Origin of the sequence: Marivirga arenosa (assembly GCF_030503875.2) — a bacterium.
Lineage (GTDB): Bacteria > Bacteroidota > Bacteroidia > Cytophagales > Cyclobacteriaceae > Marivirga > Marivirga arenosa.
This window is the reverse complement of sequence record NZ_CP129968.2, coordinates 1,082,756-1,102,988: the sequence shown is the minus strand read 5'-3', so window position 1 is coordinate 1,102,988 and position 20,233 is coordinate 1,082,756. Positions and strand designations below refer to the sequence as shown.

Sequence of the window (20,233 nt, the reverse complement as noted above, 5' to 3'; positions counted from 1 at the left end):
CACCTATTTTACTTTTGGTAACTGTAGCATTACTTTAGTACCAGTATTTGGATCACTTTTTATATCAAGTGATCCATTTAATTTTTTCACAAATTCAATTATAATTGAAAAGCCTAATCCGCTACCCTTTTCATTTGCCGTTCCTGAGCTACTATTTACATGTTTCCCTTGTAATGCTTTTTCAATAGCATTAGCACTCATACCAATCCCACTATCTGAAATAATGATTTGAACTGAACCATCTTTAGGTTCAGCAGTTAAATTTATATTACCTCCATTCTTGGTAAATTTAATGGCATTTGAAAGTATGTTTCGAAATATGGTGAGCAGAGCATTTTCATCAGCTAATACTTTAATTTCCTCTGGTATTGAATTATCAACGGATATATTTTTAGAGCTTAATTCATATTCGAACAATCCTACCGTATCTTTAGAAATACTCTTCAGATCAAGATTTTTTATATTGAAGTTAAAGTCTCCCTTATTACTGAAGGTCCATGAAAGTAGCTGATTGGTAAGGTCAATTAAATTATGGACGGTTTGATCTAAATATTTAAAATACTCAGACTTCATGCTCTCTTCCTTTTCATTTTTTAGAAGTTTAAGCATTGTATCAATATTTTTAATAGGTCCTTTTAAATCATGCGCAATAATTCCAAATAACTTATCCTTGCTCTTGTTTGCAACAGTTAATGTATGCTTTGCTCTATTTAATTTTATAGCTAAGACAACTGATACTATTAGAAAAATAAGGATAAACCCTCCAAAAACAAATTGATAATTTATTAGCCTTTGTTTTGCTTCAACCTCTAAAGCCTTTTCTTCATTCTGAAGTTTTAATAGTAAATTCTCATTTTCTTTTCTCTCTAAATTATACTGTACTCTAATCTCATTCAGGTGACGGTCTTTTTCCAAATTAAATATTGAATCTTTCAGCTGAGTATGTGTTTTATACGCTAAGTAGGCACTCTCAAAATCTCCTCTTTTAGCAAAATTTTCTGATTTTAGCATGTATACCAATTGTAATTCTCTAGTCTCACCAGTTTCATACATCAACTCGATAGATTGATCATAATAATATTGACCGCTATCATATTCATTTTGATTAGTATACACATTACCTAAGGTAAATAATGAAAATATTAACCCTGAATTAAAGCTATATTCTTTCTGTAACTCAATGGCTTTTAATAAGTAGTTAGAGGCTTGAACATAATTATTCATTTTAAAATATGCTTCTCCTATGTTTGCAAAATTGATCGAGCTTTCAATTGGCTTTTGTAGCTTCTGATTAATTTTTAAGCTTTCATCGTAATAATATATAGCGGAATCGAATTTCCCATCGAAAAATTTAACGATCCCTTTATATTCATAATTCTCTGCAATCTTAGCTGAATCATTCCGCTCTAAAGCTATTTGCAGCATTTTTTCATAAATATTTTCAGCTTCTTTATAATCTGCTATGCTCACATATATTCCTGCTAAAATATTTGAAGATTCTATAATTTTAGAAGTATCATGAAGATGTTCAAATGATTTAATGCTTTCTAAAATTTCATTAATAGAAGCAACATTTTCTCCCTTTCGCCATAATACATGAGCTTTTACTTTCTTAGCTTCTGCATAATAAAATGGTTTATAATCACCGGAAGTTAACGATAAAGATTTTTCTACGTATTTTAATGTATTTTGAAAATCACCTAACTGATAATAGCTTTCTGTGATCTTTTGATAAACCTTCAAGATAAAGTCTTCAGAAAAAGCATCATGTTCGGAGGAAGATAATATTTCCTCCAATTTAATTACCACACAATCATAATCTGAATTATCAAAGCAAGTATTTGATTCCTCGTATAATTTCTCAGCACGATGTTGAGCGAAAATTGAGAAATTTATTAATAGAAGAAAAGGAAGAATAAAAAACAGTACTTGTTTAAACATATATAGAATTATAATTAAATATTCTACATATTTCTTAATTTATCAAACTATATATGAACTATTTAGCTGATTAATACTGATAAATTTGATTTAAATTCGAACTGTTGGATAATTGTATCTGAAACTAATCATTGACAAAATTAAAGATAATTCCAGCATATAAACTTCTTCTTGTTAATAAATTATGGTCATAAGCACTGTAGTCGAAATCATAAGTTATAGAGTTTTCATTTTTAAAGTCGAAGACATTTGACACATTAATGAAAATCAGACCATTCAATTTATTTGAAAATTGAAAAAGTTTACTAGCTCCAATAGAAATATTAGCATAAGGGCTAAATAACTGTATAGAAGAGCGCTCAGTGGGTGCATAAACATCAAGATCTGATAGATAAATAGTACTATTCACTAATCTATAAGTATTTCCTTTAAAAGCTTGAAATGAAGCATTCAAGGTCCAATCTGTAAGAGGATTATATTTTATAAATGTTCGGGCAAACCATTCCCATTCACCCTCTTGATTATAAAAAGATGTAGACTGATCTAATTGAAAATTTCTTCTTAAGAATATACTCACTCGACTCTCACTACCTGTGATGGCAGAATCACCGTGATTACGAAAAAAACTTTGATGAATAGCCCATCTTTTTCCTTTAAAGTCTAGGTCTAAACTTGTTTGAGCTTGCTGTATTATTTGCCTTTCCGTATCGATGCGAGTTTGATAATACTTTCCGTGTCCGGCTTTTATCTTTAAATTTTGTGTTATGTCTAACAAATAGTTGAATTGATAACTCCACAATTGCTTATTACTTTCAGGCATAAATGCTGTCCGAACCCCTGATCCGAAGGCTTGATTCCTCCATTTCTTCCTACCATATACATAAAGCTCATGGCTTTCCAAATGATCATCCATATCAATCTTCACGGAAGGATGATCAGGTGCAAGTGCGTAATTCAAAGTGGGCACACTGCCAACAATCCAACTATTCTGTCCCCAGTACGCATAACCTGACTTAAAAACATCACCTTGGTTAGAATAGGTAAGGTTTGTAGCCGCATAGGGATCGGTATTACTGGTATGATAATTCATATTACCGAATTGGAATTGTTTTTTATTAAAAGAATTTCCTGCCACAATAGATGCCTGCCAGTAACCGAAATTTTGAATCCACTGCAGGGTGGTTAAGCTTCTTTCAGAATCTTGTAAAAAACCATCCTGATAACTAGGGTGTTCAAAATTAAAATTATAGGAATCATTTAGACCATACTGATAGAACTTGACAGAACCCCACGATTGATGGGTAGTAAAAAGGATTCCCCCCTCCAATGCATTAAAACTATTGATGTCCTGAAAATTTACTGAATTGACATTCTTTAAGACTCCGTCAAATTGATAATTGGCAAATAAGCCGAGATGAGATTTTTCTCCAACCTGACCCCTACTAGAATAGCCTACATTAGCCATGGAAATACTTGCGGTATGTTGCCAATATTCAGGAAAACGATCTGCAAGCTCCAGCACTACAGTGCCAGAAGTAGCTTGCCCACATTCTATTGGTGGATTTCCTGGAAAGACAGTAGCACTTTTGAGAAAGTCTGTATTGAAAATACTTAATGTACCTGTATTCGTTAATTGAGCATATTTCACAGGATTTTTCACCGGCACTCCATTTAAGAAATATCCGGTCTGCTGAGGAGAAGCCCCTCTAAAAGCAACTGCTGCATTCTCATCTTTGGTAGTGGAAGACATCTGTGTAGTTATGGCCACTAAGGCATCAGCTTTCGAATTAGGATTTTTATAAATATCCAAAGGCTTTATTTTTTCAAAAGCAAAATTTTCGGCTCCTAAAACACTGGCCTTTACTTCCACTATTTCCAATTGCTGCGAAAAAGATTGCATTTCTATGAGCATATTATCTTTTGATGCATCAACTTTAAATGAATATTCTTTGAATCCAATAAAGCTGCAGATTATAGTATCACCCTGTTTCAAGCCTGAAATCCTAAAAAAACCATTAGCATCCGTAACATCGTTGATTTTGTAATTACTTTTCTTCCAAAGATGAGCCCCGGGAAGTACTCCTTCAATAGAAACTACCTTCCCAGATATTGTGATTTGTGCATATATACTGCTCATAAGAAAGAAAAAACAAAGGACACATAGAAAATTCTTCATCATTAAAAATTATTTATTTGACCACTTGATGTATTCTGTTGGGGATTCCTCGTCTTTATTTGCTTCTCTTAGCATCAGGCAACAGCTTTCTTGATACCCATTTAAAATTAGGCTCAACTGCCAATGCCTTTTCATATACATTTATTGCTTCTTGATTTTGACCAACTGCTTGATGAGCCTTTCCAAGATTAGCAAGTGTATTGAGATAAAGCCATCCATTGTACCCCTGTTCTTCATATAAATCCACAGATTTCTGAAAAGCTTCTACTGCTGCCTGCTTGTTTCCACCAAAGGATTCTGGTGTGTAAAATAAAGAGATGCCCAACACCATATTCACTATGGAGGATTCAGTATTCGTTTTCAAAGCCTTTTCAATCGCATTGGAGCTTTTAGGACCATAATACATACCTTTCCATGGATAGTATGCCATTATAAATCCATAAATAGATGAACGCATGGCTATGGCTTCTGCAGTATGAAGTCCTTTTTCCTCCATTGTCTCAAGGTAATCTAAGGCCTGTTCTACATACTCATCAAACTTATCTTCATTCGAATGAATCATTGTATTATTCAAAAGCCCGTAATAAGCAACTGCTTTGTCTAAAGACCACAAATCACTACTGTATTGATTAAGTGCGGACTCCCATAAACTTTCACTGCTAAGCAGATAGGCTTGATACATTAAACTATCTTTCTTTTGTGCATTGCTGAATTGCATATTAAAAAACACTACAAAAATGACTACTAAACTTATTCTTAAATTATTCATTATAAATTACTTTATTTTATAAACTATATTGACAAAAAAAATTCCAGATTATTAGATTATGAATAGTTGAAGCTTGAATAGCTAAACGCTAGCAATCATTCTTATTCATAAATCTACTTATTACTTTTGTTTCAATTTTTGATATTCATGATCATATAGACATGAATGAATTATTTACATAAACTCCTAAAAATTTAAAAGCACTGGTTATGGCCATCCAAGGCTTACTCATGTAGGTCATAACAGAAAAATATATTGATCTTATATGCTAGAAAAGTTTCAAAAGAACAATTTAACCACAAAGTAGATACTCAAGTGTCCTTTAAATTTCACTCTATCCTTTCCTAACTTCCGTGACTTCCCATCTTATCTTTTGACGTCATTATTAATTTTATAATTTACTTTATTTTATAAACCATATAGATCTAAAAAAACTTTAATCTGTTGGTTTGATGTATGACCTTAATGCATTTAAGTAAGATTCAAAAGCATCAACACCCTTTTCTGTTATGCTACAACTCGTGTGAGGATAATTATCTTTAAAGGATTTCTCAACCTTTATATAATTAGCATCTTTTAACTTATTCACCTGAACACTTAAATTACCTGCCGTAGCACCAGTCTTTTCTTTAATGTAATTAAAATCCGCTTCCTCTAAATTCATCAATAAGCTCATTATAGCTAAGCGTAATTGAGAATGTAATAATGGATCTAATGGCTCAAACATGGTATTAGTTTTTAGGTAATAAATGACCTGGAATGATAAAGCTTACCATTACCGATAAGGCTAATAAAAACAATTGAATTTCAAATCCTAAATAGAATGCTACTAAACCTATAAACATACTTACATATCCCCCTATGGATAAGGCTTTAAATTTTATTATGCCACCTGTACTAGCAGTACCTATACCATATAAAACCATCAATACAGGATAAATACCATCCCAACCTAATACTGGTGAGGCAAATAAAAATATAATTAAGGCTACCACAAAAACTTTCCATAAAGAACTTAGTGCTCTATCAGTAAAACTAAAGGCTGTTGCCTTTTTCTTTTTTCTTCCAAAATAAATACCATTAACAACTCCAGCTATTGGCATTGTAAGCCATACTAGCCAAGCCATTTCTACATTTAATTGGTACTGAAGAATATATTGGGTGATAGCTGATAAAGCTACGGCATAACCCCACATTAGATAAATTATCTTATCTTCACTTATATTATACCTTGTAGTATTCACCATCTGTGAGATGATGTTCAAACTTTCTTCTACTTTTAAATTATCTTGTTCCATCTTTTTATTGTTATAATATTCCAAAATTTAAACTAAGCTTGATTCCTACATTACTCAAATCATTTGGATTTAAAACAGCGTCTGCATTAAGATATGCTATTCTGTAATAAGCCCCAACCGATATATGCATGTAAGGAAGCACTGAGTACCAGAGCTTTAAATTAGGCTCTATAAAGAAGAAATCATCTTCCTGATTATCTATAGAATAGCCTCCTGATCCGGTTAAAATATCAGCACCTAATTTAAATGAGTTTTGAATCTCCTTATAATAACCGAACATAAATCCACCATATCCCATTGAATTAAGATCACCTGAATTCGTTCCCAAAGTATTGACTGATCCATAACCAGCACCACCTAAATAAAAATTTGAATTGATTACCCAGGCTCCACCGCCTCCCATCAATAACAAATTACCGTTCGGTGTAAATTCTGATGCAACATGAATCCCACCAAACCCACCTTGCGCCCTAACTTTTTCAGCTCCTAAAGCTAGGAAAACAATAACTAATACTAAACTTAAAATATTTTTCATGGCTATAAAAATTAGTACATAACAAATATAATATAGTTTATATTATAAACCAAATTATTAAATAAATAATTTATAGTAAAATATGATTAGATACTATGCACCTTAATACTATAGCTATAAGCATTAGAAACAGGATATAAAAAAAGAAATGGGTTATTTAATTTTTAGGATATATATGGTATTGAAAATTTCTCGCCCAAAAGATTCTCAAACGATTTTTTTGAGGAGATTCCATAGCATTAGCTTTTTATTTTGATCTGTATTCAGATCTGATAAGCTATGAGCATAAATAGCATTCCCTTTATTAATTTTGAGAATACTGTATTCTTCAGATTGAAGATATTGGTTATGAAAAGACAAGAATAGCTTTAAGTGCTGAATTGATTTTAAACTATCAGGATGATCATTTATAACTTCATATTGATTTTTCTCTATCCCTATAGCTTTTAATAGCTTATGAAGAGTTTCTTTTTCAGCTTCTTCTACTTGATTAGGTAATAATATGAGTACTTCTTTTTCTACTTTTTTAGATTGTGGGATACTCGATTCAACAACTTCTCTTTTTTCAGCGACTTCATTTAGAATACTATCATTCTCGGTAGAATCTTTATATTCAACACTAGTATTCTCTTCACTGAAAACAAAAAGTTTATCTCCTTCAAATATTTTAGCTAAGAAGTCTTTCTCAATAATCATTACTGATCTAATTTAAAAATAGATTTTAATTCAGTAGCTTCTTCTGGCTTCATTCTTTTTGCTAAAACAAGTCTTAATTGTCTTCTCCTTAATGCCCCTTCAAATAACTCCTTCTCTTCTTCGGTTTCAGGAACCAATTCAGGTACATCTATTGGTCTTCCCGATTGGTCGACTGCAACAAATGTAAAGAAGGCTGAGTTTGAGGCATATTTACGCCCTGATGGTATATTTTCTCCCTTGACAACAATATGGACTTCTACTGAAGAACTAAAAGCTCTGGTTACCTTAGCTTCAAGTGTTACTACATCTCCTAAAGCGATAGGATGTTGAAATGATATATTATCCACCGAAGCGGTAACCACTATCCTATTACAATGCTTTTGTGCAGCTATGGCTGAAACAATATCCATCCAATGCATCAGCCGTCCTCCCATTAAATTATTAAGAGGATTGGTATCATTAGGTAATACCAGCTCAGTCATGATAGTATAAGTATCTTTTGGATTTTTTGCTTGTTTTGCCATTGTTGAATTTGATTTAGCGCAAAGATAAAAACATCAATTTTAATTACCCTTCGAATTGCAATTAATTCTTAGTGGCAAATAATTTCTACTTATTAATTGTATACTGGTTATTGTTTATCCTCTATTTTTTTTAAATTAATTTAAAGTAGCTAATATTTTTTCTTTATGAAGATAGAACAAAAGGATTGGTTGATACCCTTTATTTATTTAATTCTTGGAGTATTCTGGATTAGCTTAAGCGATAATTTATTGTTCTTTATGAATGAAAAATTTAATTGGAGCACAGAGACAGTCAATGCAATTAGTAAATGGAAAGGTATATTATACGTAATTATTACTGCTACTTTATTATACTTTTTAATAAAAAGAAAAACACACACCTTAAAATTGATAAAGAATGACTTTCAGAGACTATTTCAGGACAACCCTAATCCCATGTATATTTTTGAAGTTAGCACACAAAATATTTTACTAGCTAACAAAGCAGCTAGCTCCCAGTACGGCTATTCTTCAAACGAAATGAGTCAATTAAACTTAAAAGACTTAAGGCCTTATTCAGAACAAGCAAGATTACAACAGCATTTAAAAAATCTAAAGGAGGAATTTACTGACAGTGGAGAATTGTTGCATATGGACAAAGCTGGAAATTACTTTTACGTTAATATTTTTTCACATAAAACCATCTATAAGGGAAAAGAATGTAGGATCGTAAATGCCATAAACATAAACGACAAAATACTGGCTGAAATCGAACGTGAAAACTTTCAAAAGGCACTTAACAAAGCTGCTTTAGTTTCAATTACAGGCATTAATGGAAATATACAAGAAGTTAACAGTGAGTTTTGCCGAGTAAGTGGATTTAGTAGAAAAGAATTAGTAGGACAGCCGATTAAAGTTTTAGAATCTGGATATCACACTTCCAATTTCTGGAACGAAATGTGGACACAAATTAAAGCAGGAGAATTGTGGAGAGCAGATATCAAAAATAAAAACAAAGCTGGAAAAGAATATTGGGTGGATATAGTGATAAGCCCCATCAAAAATCATGATGGTGAGATATACAAATTTATGTCAATCAGTTACGATATAACGGAAAAGAAAAAACTAGAACATGACCAGAAAAACCTATTAGAAGATTTTACGGAATATGCATTTCAGACCTCACATGAGCTCAGGGGGCCTTTAACTAGCATGATGGGATTGACCACCATATTTGAAAAATATGATGACCCCTCCTATGTTATAAATAAATTAAAAGCTACAGCCAAACAAATGGATGCAGTCATTAGGAAAATGAATGAAAGTCTAAGCCGAACTGCTTTAAATTTAATTCAAGAAAAAAGAGAAAATCAATCTTCCGGATAAGGAACGTAAACGAAACTAGTCATATTCGTATCGATCACAAATAAACAGCAGAACTCATCTGGGTTTTTATAAGCCTGTTTAAATTCCTCAACTTTTTCTTCATCCACAATCTTTCTTTGCACAAATTCATCGAGATACGTGATAAAATAATTCCAGGTTAAGTTTAATTCTCCAGCACCAATTAAAACCTGACCTATTGGCTGTTCAGTTTTACAAATAGGGAAAATAGGATATTCCGAAAAACCTTGTTTTCTAACCGCATAAGAAGCTTCTTTCAATGTTTCTGAAATTGCTACGAAGTCTTCTGTAATAGTTCCTAAATATTTACCGCTTAATTCTGGATTATTGTCCATAATACTATTCAATTTTAAAGCATCGCTTCATCAGCGAAGCTATAATAAGATTGCTCTGTAAAAATAATATGATCTAGAACCGGTATATCTAATATGACACCGCTTTCTTTCATCTTTTTTGTCAAACGAATATCCTGCTCACTAGGATTCAAATTTCCTGAAGGATGATTATGAGCCAGGATCATTCCTGAAGCTAGATTTTCAATCCCTTCTTTGAATATGATTTTCACATCAGCTACAGTACCTGAAACCCCACCCATGCTAATTCTCTTGAGCTTAATAACTCTATTCGCTCGATTTAAAAAAATTACCCAAAACTCTTCATGGGGTAAATCAATCAATACTGATTTTAATAAATTATAAGCATCCGTTGAGGAAGTTATTTTTGGTTTCTCAATAACCTCAGCTTCTTTCCTTCTTCGCCCTAATTCTAGAGCTGAAATAATGGTAATAGCCTTAGCCTCCCCTATTCCTTTGAATTTGGTTAATTCTTTTACTGAAAATTTGGCTAATTGATTCAAATCATTTTGAACTTCAGTCAAAATGTTTTTACCCACATCAATTGCAGATAGTGACTGAGTACCTGAACCAATTAAAATGGCTATTAATTCCGCATCAGATAAAACCATTCTTCCATGGTTCAATAATTTTTCTCTTGGCCTATCTGCTTCAGCCCAACTTTTGATGCTACTAACTTCAGAATATGTATTGACTTTCATGTGATATGATTAAGGTTGAAATTAAAATCAAACCATAATATATCAAATAAGCACAAACTAAAAAAGCCTCAGCTTTTGGGCTGAGGCTTAAGGCAAAATTTTCAAATTCTTAAGCTAATTTAGCTACGTGCTTTGCTAATTTAGATTTGTTATTATCCGCTTTCTTTTTGTGGATAATATTCTTTTTCGCTAATCTGTCCAACATTGAAGTCACAGTTTTTAATAACTCTTCAGCCTGAGCCTTATCTTCAGTAGCTCTTAATCTACGGATATAAGTTCTGGTCGTTTTAGCCTGATATCTGTTTCTCAAACGTCTTGCTGCACTTGAGCGAATTCTTTTTAATGCTGACTTATGATTTGCCATATTGATTTATATAAATTGAATTTCTAGCTTTTCTTTTTAGGACTGCAAATTTAAGTGAATTTGTTTTACTAAACAAAATCATTTCAGTATTATCAATATTAATTTTCATAAATCATGAAATAATTGACTTTTAAGTATGATATTAAGGTATTAATCTAAACCTTAATCTATTAAAAAACTCAACCAAAGCCCAAATTCACATGATTAAACTCCTCAAAATCAGTTTAATTAGTTTATCATTCATCCTACTTACTTCATCTAAATTAAATTGGGGATTCTATGCTCATCAAAAAATTAATCGATTAGCAATATTTACCCTACCCACTGAAATGATTACTTTCTATAAGCATCATATTCAGTACATTACCGAAAACGCAGTGAATCCTGATAAAAGAAGATATGCAGTGGATTATGAAGCACCCAGACATTACATAGATTTAGATGTATATGGCGATAGCGCAGTTTATAAAATGCCAAGATATTGGAAGGATGCTGTTGAAAAATACTCAGAAGATACGTTACAAGCTTATGGAATAGTTCCGTGGCATGTAAATTTAGTTACATACCAACTTACAGAAGCATTTAAGGAAAATAATGCTGAGGATATTATCAGATATTCTACGGACTTAGGTCACTACATTGCGGATGCTAATGTTCCTTTACATACAACCAAGAATTATAACGGTCAGCTAAGTGGACAATATGGTATTCATGGTTTTTGGGAATCGAGATTACCCGAATTATTTTCTGATCAATTTGATTTTTTCATAGGAAAAGCTGAATACATTGAAAATACCCAGTTAGCCATTTGGGATGCAATTACTGTCGCTCACCTTGCATTAGACTCAGTATTTAGATTTGAAAAAGATCTAAGCAACAAATTTGATAATGACGCTAAATACAGTTACGAAATGAGAGGAAACTCAAACGTTAAGGTTTATTCAAGAGATTTCTCAACTGCTTATCATAAAATGTTAGGCAAGCAAGTTGAACACAGAATGCGAAATGCTATTAAAATGATTGGAGATTATTGGTTTACAGCCTGGGTAAATGCAGGCCAACCTGATTTGGATAAATTAATTGATGAAAAGTATGAATTCGAAATCATAAATTTCATGCCTCAAAAAGACTTCAATAAGCTGAGAGAACACGAAAGTGGTATTGAAAATTAATAGGCTCTAATCATTGAAAAAGAGCCTATTTACCATTTCTAGAAATAATAAGAATAATAGCCTTTTACTCCTTTTTTATTAACTCCTTGAACCACTACTTTTCCTTTAATAGATTCCAAAATTTCAGATAGTTCCTTAGGATTGCTTACAGGATTTCCATTTATAGCCGTGATGATAAAACCTTCATCAATATTGAGTCTTTTGAAAAACCCATTTTTAACATCTACTACTCTTACACCACTTTTGATATCCAATAAATTTTTCTCAACCATTGGGACACTTTCAAATTCTGCACCTAATGATTTAGAAAAATATACATCTCTCTTGAGTAATTCAGTAGTATTTTCACTATTGGTCAAAATCAATTCCTTTTGAATGCTTTTGCCTTTTCTGTCGATAGTTAAATACAATTTATCTCCTGGTGATAACATACTCAGTTTTTCTTCAAATTCAGAATGAGTACTCACATCCTCCCCATTAAATTCCCTAATGATATCACCCTTTTGCAAATCTACTTTCTCTGCTGCTCCATTTTCTTGGATGTAACTCACTACAACACCGTCCAAATCATCCGTTTCTAATCTGTTAGCTATTTCAGGATCTAAAGTGGTAACCTCAGCCCCCAAAAAAGCTTTTTGAACCATTCCATAATCTATGATATCAGTAGCGATTTTCTTCACTATATCTATAGGCACTGCAAAGCCATAGCCTGCATAAGAACCTGTTTTAGATAAAATTGCCGTATTAATCCCTACTAATTCTCCTTCAGTATTTACTAACGCGCCTCCACTATTACCAGGGTTAATTGCTGCATCAGTTTGAATAAAGGATTCAATGGGAAAATTACTTTTTAAAATATTCAATTCTCTCCCTTTTGCACTCACTATACCAGCTGTTACTGTAGAGGTTAAATTGAAAGGGTTACCAACTGCTAACACCCAAGAACCTACTTGTAAATCTTTAGATGAACCAACTCTTATCGCTGGAAGATTTTTATCATCGATTTTTAAAACCGCTAAATCAGTAGAAGGATCTCGACCTACCAATTTTGCTTTGTAGGTTTTCTTTTTCCTAATCACCTCAATTTCATCCGCACCATCAATTACATGATTATTGGTTATGATATAGCCATTTTCACGAAAGATTACACCCGAACCAGAACCAACCTGCTGCATACTTCCTCCACCACCAAGCCATAAATCTAACCAAGAACTTCTACCATATGCTTCAGAAATGGTCTTAATATATACTACACTTTCTCTACTATTTTTAGAAGCTTCAATAAAATCAACATCCGGTATTTTAACTACCTCATTATTGGTTGATTCATTCTCAAATGATGCTTGTGAAATATCTGTTGCTGGTTTTTGAAATACAGTATTATTATTTATTTGGTTATTATTATGAGTTAAATAAAAAACCAAAAAAGCTCCAACTATTCCACCCAGAAATGCGCTAAGAGTTGTTTTTACATATTGATTCATAGAAAAAATCTTTAGTGAATAAACAATATAACAATACAAATATTGTGCTGTTTTTACGTGTTCTCAATTAAAACTGTTCAAAAATACTGTATAAAAAAAACGACAACCATTATTGGCTGCCGCTTTTAACCTAATTTAACCTAATTGTATTATCCTCCAGCTCTGTTCAACTCTTCTAAGTTTGTATTGCGCTGACGAGCTTTAAATTCTTCTCCTTTACTGAATCTATATCTTAATGAGAAACCAACACTTTGCTGACCAAAATATTGACTTAATTCATTTATGTTCCCATTGAAATTTGCATCCCCTCTGAATACTCTTGTTCTGAAAATATCATTAAAATTAAGTGAGGCCTCTAATTTACTATCCATAAAGCTTTTCTTCACTGCAAAATCAACACCCCATTGTGGAGCAATGCTGTAAACTCCCCAAACAATATTCGATCTATAATCTCCGTTTAATTCAATTTTAAAATCATTTGGTAACATAAAATTATTACTAGCTCTGAAAATGGCTGAAGTTGCTTTATTATTTACAGTATTATTGAAAACTTCAGTCGTGAAATCTTGATACAAAGCAGTTATGTTTCCATTAATTGACCACCATTTAGTTGGCTGGAAAGGAATAACAGCAGTTGCTGAAAAGCTTTCTTGAGTATCCAAATTACTTTGCTTAAAAACAGTAGTTCCATCTTCTGGATTTTGTAATGGAATTTCAGCGATGAAATCTGTTGTATATCCATAGTTTAGAACTAAGTTGAATTGTCTCATGAAAGTTTGGGTTAAACTTAAAGAGTGGGTCATTTGTGGTCTTAAATATGGATTACCTTGGGCCCAAGTATAAGGGTCTAAATACAAAACAAACGGATTTAAGTTCCCATAATCTGGTCTATCAATTCTTCTACTATAATTGTAATTCACCTGATAGTTTGGACTGACATTATGCTGTAAAAAGAAACTTGGAAATAAGTTAAAGTAGTTTCTCTCCGTTTCAGTATTCAAGGTTAATGATTGCCCCAAAGAAAAAGTCTGTTCTGCTCTTAAACCTGCTTTATAAGTTAGTTTGTCTGATAGTTTACCCGAAAGGCTCGTATATCCTGCTAAAATTTGCTCAGTATATATAAAATGATTCGATCTGTTTTCATCAACTGCACCTTCTCCGTTTTCGATTATATAAAATTTAAGGTCGTTATCCGAGGTTACTTGACTCGCTTTTACCCCACTCTCAATTTTTTGTCCGAAAAATTTTCCTTCGAAATCTAATTGAGCGGAATAAATATCATATCTGTAAGGATTATTATTCTCTAATCTTTCTACTTGATAGGGAGTTTCATTTCCTTCAGTAAAATAAGAATTAGAAAAAGATGCTCCTCCTCTATTGATAAGCTTTACTACATTAAAATCGGCTGATAATTTGGTTCCATTTGTATCAAGCTTTTGCACATAATGCATATTTGCTTGAGAATTCAAAAAGCTTGTATTCATATTATTCAATGATTCTACGTATTGATCTACTCCTGATTGATTTAAATCGGATTGAATATCAAAATCTCCATCTCTTTCCTGACCATACACGTTCAACATAATCCCTATAGACTGCATATCATTTATATCATAGTCAGTCCCAATCCTTAAAGCTGGAGATCTTCTCAACACTTCTTCTCTTGCATCCTGATCAAAAATTGTAGTTGATCCATTATTTTGATTGATTTCTCTATAAAAATCTGCATCTCTAACTCTTCCTCTCTGAGAAAAATCTGCATTTACAAAGGAATTCCAATCTCCTGCTTTATGATTTAATTGGATTCCTGTATTATAATTATGGATCTCATTGTATCTGTATCCAGCATTTAAATTACCATTAATACCCTTCATAGTATTCTTTTTCAATGTAATGTTTATAATTCCAGCATTTCCTTCTGCATCATATTTTGCAGATGGGTTATTGATAATTTCAATGTTTTTAATGTTATCAGCAGACATACCCTGAAGCATATTTTGTAAGTCAGCTGCTGACAAATAAGATCGTCTGCCATCAATCATGATCTGTACGCCCTGACGACCATTTAATTGAATGTTACCATCTTGATCAATAAATACTCCTGGTGATTTTTCAAGTACTTCAAATGCAGATGTACCTGCAGCCATTGCGGTTCCTTCAACAGAAACTACCATTTTATCGGCTTCAACAATTACTTGTGGACGTAAAGCCTTTACCTCAACAGCATCCATTACTTGCACATCATCCTTCAATTGGATTTTAGGTAAGCTTACTTTGCTATTTGATTCATTTACAGAATATGATTCTGATAAAAATGTAGCAAATCCTACTGCAGATACTTTTAAGTAATAATTACCATAATTTACTTTAATTAAAAAATGACCAGACTGATCTGTTATAGATCCAGTAACCAAACTAGAATCTGATGAATTATAAACTGCAACATTGCTGTATGGTAGTGGAGCATTTTCAGAATCAATTAGTGAACCTGAAATTTCGCCAGTTTGGGCTAGGGCAAAACTGCTAATTAAAAATGTTAGCGTTAGTAGTAATAAAATAGTTTTCATGTTCTTGAGCGTTTGCATTTTCGTATTCTTTAGTTAATAGATGCGCTTATGCCAACTCAAGGTGCATGGAATGTGCCATATTCTGTAAATGGCTAAAATGAGTGTTGAGAGGTGCTTTTATCAAAAACCAAAGATATTATTGTTCATAAACGAACACTGTGTTTCAATAAAAGCGTACAATTTATATTTGAATACAAATGGTAGGATGAAATCTAAGAGCAATAAAAAAGGGATGGTTTTAAACCATCCCTTTCGCTATTTAATTATATTCAAATCTCGGCCAATTTCCTCAATTTGATCTAAAGTATAATCTAGTTGATCCTTACTGAAACCTGCTGTAACAGTCAATCTTACTCTCGTAAGCTTTCTCGGTACTGCTGGGTAAGGTACAGGGTTTACGAAGATATTCTTCTGATGTAATCTATAGGTCATTTCTTTCACCTTATTATCATCTCCTATTATAATTGGGAAAATAGCAGTTTCAGCATTACCAATATTAAAACCTGCATTTAGTAATCGAGATTTTACATATTGAATATTTCGCCAAAGCTGATCTTGTCCAGCTTCATTTTGCTCAATTAACTTTAAGGCTTCTAATGAAGCTGCTACTGCTGGTAAATAGGGTGAAGTAGAAAACATGTAGGATCTACTATTGTATTTTAAATAATTAATTAGTTTTTCAGATGCTGAAACAAATCCACCAACTGCACCTACAGATTTACTTAAAGTTCCAGTTATAATATCAACTTTACCTTCCAGGTTAAAATAATCAACAGTTCCTCTACCATTTTTACCAATCACACCAGTAGCATGGGCTTCATCTACTAATACCCAAGCACCATAAAAATGCGCTACATCTAAAATTTCGGGCAAATTACAGATGTCTCCATCCATGGAGTAAACCCCATCTACCACTACCAATTTATTGATGTATTTATTCTGAATATTCTTTAAAACAGATTCAAGGGACTTGGCATCATTATGTGCGAAAAACTTTTTATTTGCTCCTTTACTTCCATCAATTAAACTAGCGTGGGAATACATGTCATAAATCGCAACATCTTTATGCCCTAAAAGACCTGAAATTGTACCAATATTAGCTGCATATCCTGATGTATAAACTATAGAAGATTCTGTGCCCTTCATCTTAGATATTTGATCTTGCAATTCTTTAATAATACGCACAGAACCACTTAATAAAGGAGCTCCTCCAGCGCCTCCTCCATATTGGCTTATAATATCATTGACGTTTTTCCAAATCCTTTTGTCCTGTGTTAAATTTAAATAATCATTGGACGCAAAATTTAGCATTTTGCGAATTTCACCTGTTTCCGGATCAACAACACTTGAAATAATTTTAGAACCATCGATGGATTCTCTTTCGTATAAAAAGCGCTTGCTATTTTTCATATCGGAAAACCAGCTATTCATCATATCTAGCCTACTTTCCCATTCTGCATATTCCAGTTTTGGATCACCAGTGAAATTATATAATGAATATTTGTTTGCATCTACTTCACCACTTGTAGACATATCAAAATACATGTGGTCAATTTGCTCATCTTCGAACAAATGATAACGCTTCCTTGTGGAATTTAAATTTTTAGACATTTTGTAAAATTTTGGTTAAAAAAAATATATAACCTAAAGAATTATTAAACACTAATTCTAAAAGCAATTTATTTGGGTATTAATACTATTTTAAGGAAGAAATGTTAAACTCATATCTTTATCTAACATCCAACCTGTGATACTATAACGTTTTTTATAAGACATTAATACTTCATGTTCTATTTCACTTCGAAATAAGATCAATCTACCAGAAATTGGCTGAACTATATGAGTATTGTTTTTTAAATAAATAGCTAATTCACCCCCATCTTTCTCTTGCCAATTTTGATTTAAATAGAGTACAAAAGAAATTACTCTGTGAGCATTTTTTTGAAAACGATCGACATGCTTTTTATAAAACGTATTCTCAGGATAAATAGCAAAATGAGTCTCAAAATCTTTTAAACCTAAATAGCAAAATTCGTTTAAACTGGATTTAATTTTTTCAATTCTATCTAAAAAATTTTGAACGGATACATGCTCGGTTGATTGATCTAACCATTTAATAAAATCTCCTCTAACAGACTTATCTAACTGAAAGAGTGATTGTTTTCCAATTCCTGCTTTCTTGAATTCTCCAGAATCATTTTCTTTTTGAATAGCTAAAATCAGTTCTTCGACTTCCTTTTGGGAAAGAAAATCATCCCATATATAATATCCATTTTGACTTAGTTCATCAATAGCATGTAATAAACTTTGCTGCTCATTTTTCATGACTACAAAAGTAATTTAAAATTACATGATATAACACCAATATTATGATCTAAAATTTGAATTAAAAAAAGATGTTAGAACTTTTAATATATGGGAATTGTAATTAAATTTAACGCAATATATAATTAAAACAAATTCTCAACCATCCCTTACATAATTTATTTTTAATTGAATTAAAGAATAAAATAAAATGAGCGCAGGAAAAGAGGGTGCTGTTTTAATTTTTGATCTGAATTTTAAATTGATTACTAAAACAGATGGAGTTATTAATTTTTTAAATCAATTTGAGTCTGCAGAAATAAACCAAAGTGAATTTTCAGGTAATGTGAAATTCGAAAGAATAATTGATATTCTATCGGAAAATAAACATTTAAAAGGCCAAGAAGAGTCGTTTCAAAAAGAGCTTGATGATATGGCAGAAGCCATTAAACTTGAAATCTGTAGAAGACTTAAAATGTTAATAGCCTTTGAAAAATTGAGCCCTGATGTATTAAATGAAGATTGGCAAAAAGTAAAGTCTTTCCATTCCATTTTAATTGATTGCAAACAACAAGGCTTATTTGACATGATTAAAACGTTATTTGATGAATATAATGTCAAAATGGGGAAACGTTTTGCATTTGAAGAAAGATACAAGCCTTTTACCCCTAATTTAAATGGAAAAAATACGCAGAATCATAATAAGACTCTATTATTCTCTGATCATGAAGAGATTTTGAAGGACTATGTAATCTGGCTAAATTCCTTAGAATTTGAAAAAGTTTTTAAAAGTAAAAGAATAAAAATTGACCCTATCCCTTGCCATGAGCTACCAGAAGATATTATTTATGAAAAAATAATACCAAAAATTATAGATGGAAACACCTTAGATTTTAATGTAAGAAAAAACAGTGTGGAAGATTTCCAGAAAATTCTCGACATCAGAAATTACAAATTAAAAGAGCTTAATCATTAAGTCTTTTATTCTCCATTAATGATATTTCGTCCTTTTTCAACTTATCAATTATTAAGCTACTAGCTCCAATTATAGGTGCAGATTGATTTTGTAATTGAGAAGACACCACTCTTACCTTCCCTTTAAAAACAGGCATTAGGTTTAATTCCAAATGTTCTTTTACAGGATTAAAAATTAAATCTCCTGCTTGAGATAGTCCTCCAAAAATGAAAATAGCTTCAGGATCGGTATGAATTACAGTATCTGCTAATTTAGTCCCTAATATTCGCCCCGTATACTCAAAAGCTTGCTTAGCGATAATATCTCCTTTTAGAGCATATTTAGTTATCATTTCAGGACTCAGTTCATCAAAGCTTACGGATCTTAATTCACTATCATCGGTATAATCTGCTAATAATTTATAGATCGTTCTTTTGATACCAGTTGCTGACACATAAGTTTCCAAACAACCTCTTTTACCACAACCACAGAACCGCCCGTTTCCATATGTCACAGTAACGTGCCCCAACTCACCTGCTATTCCATTGGCTCCATTCACCAATTCTCCATTGCATACTATTCCTGCTCCTAAACCGGTCCCTAAGGTAATTACTATGAAATCCTTCATGTTTTTCGCACCTCCGAAAATCATCTCTCCTACTGCAGCAGCATTCGCATCATTAGTAACTACTGTGGGTACACCAAATTCATCCTCTAATGTTTTTACTAAAGGCAAAACACCTTTCCATCTTAAATTAGTAGCTTGCTCAATAGTACCTCTATGATAGTTCGCATTAGGAGCTCCTACTCCAATCCCTATAAGTTCATGTTTTTCAGAATCTAAACCTTTTCTGATTTCTTCTGATAAAGAATGTATGTAATCAGTAAATACAGGCTCTGTTTGAGTCGGAATTGAGCCTTGATATAAGACTTTTCCTTCTAAAGTTACAATCCCAAACTTTGTTCCTGTTCCTCCTATATCAATCCCAATACTAACTTTCATAATAATCT

19 protein-coding genes are annotated in these 20,233 nt (G+C 32.2%); 3 read left to right on the top strand and 16 right to left on the bottom strand.

The window, feature by feature from the left end:
- Positions 1–3: 3 nt before the first annotated feature.
- The 8 genes from QYS47_RS04765 to QYS47_RS04730 form a co-directional block, all read right to left on the bottom strand.
- The gene (locus QYS47_RS04765; RefSeq protein ID WP_322347898.1) at positions 4–1,941 is read right to left on the bottom strand and encodes an ATP-binding protein; all 1,938 of its coding nucleotides are present in this window, start codon (positions 1,939–1,941) and stop codon (positions 4–6) included.
- A 124-nt stretch (positions 1,942–2,065) separates the two neighbouring features.
- Positions 2,066–4,078: a carboxypeptidase-like regulatory domain-containing protein gene (locus QYS47_RS04760; RefSeq protein ID WP_322347897.1), complete on the bottom strand. Its 2,013-nt coding sequence runs from the start codon at positions 4,076–4,078 to the stop codon at positions 2,066–2,068.
- A gap of 94 nt (positions 4,079–4,172) precedes the next feature.
- The gene (locus tag QYS47_RS04755) at positions 4,173–4,886 is read right to left on the bottom strand and encodes a tetratricopeptide repeat protein (protein WP_322347896.1); all 714 of its coding nucleotides are present in this window, start codon (positions 4,884–4,886) and stop codon (positions 4,173–4,175) included.
- A gap of 436 nt (positions 4,887–5,322) precedes the next feature.
- On the bottom strand, positions 5,323–5,613 hold the full coding sequence (locus QYS47_RS04750) for a winged helix-turn-helix domain-containing protein (protein WP_302103653.1): 291 nt from the start codon (positions 5,611–5,613) through the stop codon (positions 5,323–5,325).
- Between the two features lie 4 nt (positions 5,614–5,617).
- Positions 5,618–6,184, bottom strand: a complete 567-nt coding sequence (locus tag QYS47_RS04745; RefSeq protein WP_302103652.1) for a hypothetical protein — start codon at positions 6,182–6,184, stop codon at positions 5,618–5,620.
- Positions 6,185–6,194: 10 nt separating this feature from the next.
- Positions 6,195–6,719, bottom strand: coding sequence for a hypothetical protein (locus QYS47_RS04740; RefSeq protein ID WP_308357538.1), 525 nt, complete (start codon positions 6,717–6,719; stop codon positions 6,195–6,197).
- Between the two features lie 207 nt (positions 6,720–6,926).
- Positions 6,927–7,415 carry a hypothetical protein gene (locus QYS47_RS04735; RefSeq protein ID WP_322347895.1) on the bottom strand — a complete coding sequence of 163 codons (489 nt, stop codon included), beginning with the start codon at positions 7,413–7,415 and terminating at the stop codon, positions 6,927–6,929.
- Positions 7,415–7,939 (bottom strand): acyl-CoA thioesterase, encoded by a 525-nt coding sequence (locus QYS47_RS04730; RefSeq protein ID WP_308357540.1) that lies wholly within the window; start codon positions 7,937–7,939, stop codon positions 7,415–7,417. The genes QYS47_RS04735 and QYS47_RS04730 overlap by 1 nt, the downstream gene beginning before the upstream one ends.
- A gap of 165 nt (positions 7,940–8,104) precedes the next feature.
- On the opposite strand from QYS47_RS04730, the gene QYS47_RS04725 reads away from it, so the two are divergent.
- Positions 8,105–9,304, top strand: coding sequence for a PAS domain S-box protein (locus tag QYS47_RS04725; protein WP_322347894.1), 1,200 nt, complete (start codon positions 8,105–8,107; stop codon positions 9,302–9,304).
- Here the strand turns inward: QYS47_RS04725 and QYS47_RS04720 are convergent.
- From QYS47_RS04720 to rpsT, 3 genes are all read right to left on the bottom strand, one after another.
- Positions 9,289–9,657, bottom strand: a complete 369-nt coding sequence (locus tag QYS47_RS04720) for a hypothetical protein (protein ID WP_322347893.1) — start codon at positions 9,655–9,657, stop codon at positions 9,289–9,291. The two genes, QYS47_RS04725 and QYS47_RS04720, sit on opposite strands and share 16 nt — an antisense overlap.
- A 14-nt stretch (positions 9,658–9,671) precedes the next feature.
- Entirely contained in the window at positions 9,672–10,376 is a 705-nt protein-coding gene (gene radC / locus QYS47_RS04715; protein ID WP_308357542.1) for a RadC family protein, read from the bottom strand.
- Between the two features lie 109 nt (positions 10,377–10,485).
- The gene (rpsT, locus tag QYS47_RS04710; RefSeq protein ID WP_013455209.1) at positions 10,486–10,740 is read right to left on the bottom strand and encodes a 30S ribosomal protein S20; all 255 of its coding nucleotides are present in this window, start codon (positions 10,738–10,740) and stop codon (positions 10,486–10,488) included.
- A 200-nt stretch (positions 10,741–10,940) separates the two neighbouring features.
- On the opposite strand from rpsT, the gene QYS47_RS04705 reads away from it, so the two are divergent.
- On the top strand, positions 10,941–11,912 hold the full coding sequence (locus tag QYS47_RS04705; RefSeq protein WP_322347892.1) for a zinc dependent phospholipase C family protein: 972 nt from the start codon (positions 10,941–10,943) through the stop codon (positions 11,910–11,912).
- A gap of 38 nt (positions 11,913–11,950) precedes the next feature.
- Here QYS47_RS04705 and QYS47_RS04700 read toward each other — a convergent pair whose 3' ends face one another.
- The 4 genes from QYS47_RS04700 to QYS47_RS04685 all read right to left on the bottom strand — a co-directional run bounded on the left by QYS47_RS04700 (position 11,951) and on the right by QYS47_RS04685 (position 18,288).
- Positions 11,951–13,396: a trypsin-like peptidase domain-containing protein gene (locus QYS47_RS04700; RefSeq protein ID WP_322347891.1), complete on the bottom strand. Its 1,446-nt coding sequence runs from the start codon at positions 13,394–13,396 to the stop codon at positions 11,951–11,953.
- Between the two features lie 149 nt (positions 13,397–13,545).
- Positions 13,546–15,963 carry an outer membrane beta-barrel family protein gene (locus QYS47_RS04695; protein WP_322347890.1) on the bottom strand — a complete coding sequence of 806 codons (2,418 nt, stop codon included), beginning with the start codon at positions 15,961–15,963 and terminating at the stop codon, positions 13,546–13,548.
- Between the two features lie 255 nt (positions 15,964–16,218).
- Positions 16,219–17,574, bottom strand: a complete 1,356-nt coding sequence (locus tag QYS47_RS04690) for an aminotransferase class I/II-fold pyridoxal phosphate-dependent enzyme (protein ID WP_322347889.1) — start codon at positions 17,572–17,574, stop codon at positions 16,219–16,221.
- A 90-nt stretch (positions 17,575–17,664) separates the two neighbouring features.
- Positions 17,665–18,288, bottom strand: coding sequence for a 2OG-Fe(II) oxygenase (locus tag QYS47_RS04685; RefSeq protein WP_322347888.1), 624 nt, complete (start codon positions 18,286–18,288; stop codon positions 17,665–17,667).
- Between the two features lie 190 nt (positions 18,289–18,478).
- Between QYS47_RS04685 and QYS47_RS04680 the strand changes: the two genes are divergently transcribed.
- A complete protein-coding gene (locus tag QYS47_RS04680) occupies positions 18,479–19,243 on the top strand; it encodes a hypothetical protein (protein WP_308357548.1) in 765 nt (254 codons plus the stop codon).
- Here the strand turns inward: QYS47_RS04680 and QYS47_RS04675 are convergent.
- Positions 19,233–20,225 (bottom strand): ROK family protein, encoded by a 993-nt coding sequence (locus QYS47_RS04675; RefSeq protein ID WP_302127599.1) that lies wholly within the window; start codon positions 20,223–20,225, stop codon positions 19,233–19,235. The genes QYS47_RS04680 and QYS47_RS04675 overlap by 11 nt on opposite strands.
- Positions 20,226–20,233 lie beyond the last annotated feature (8 nt).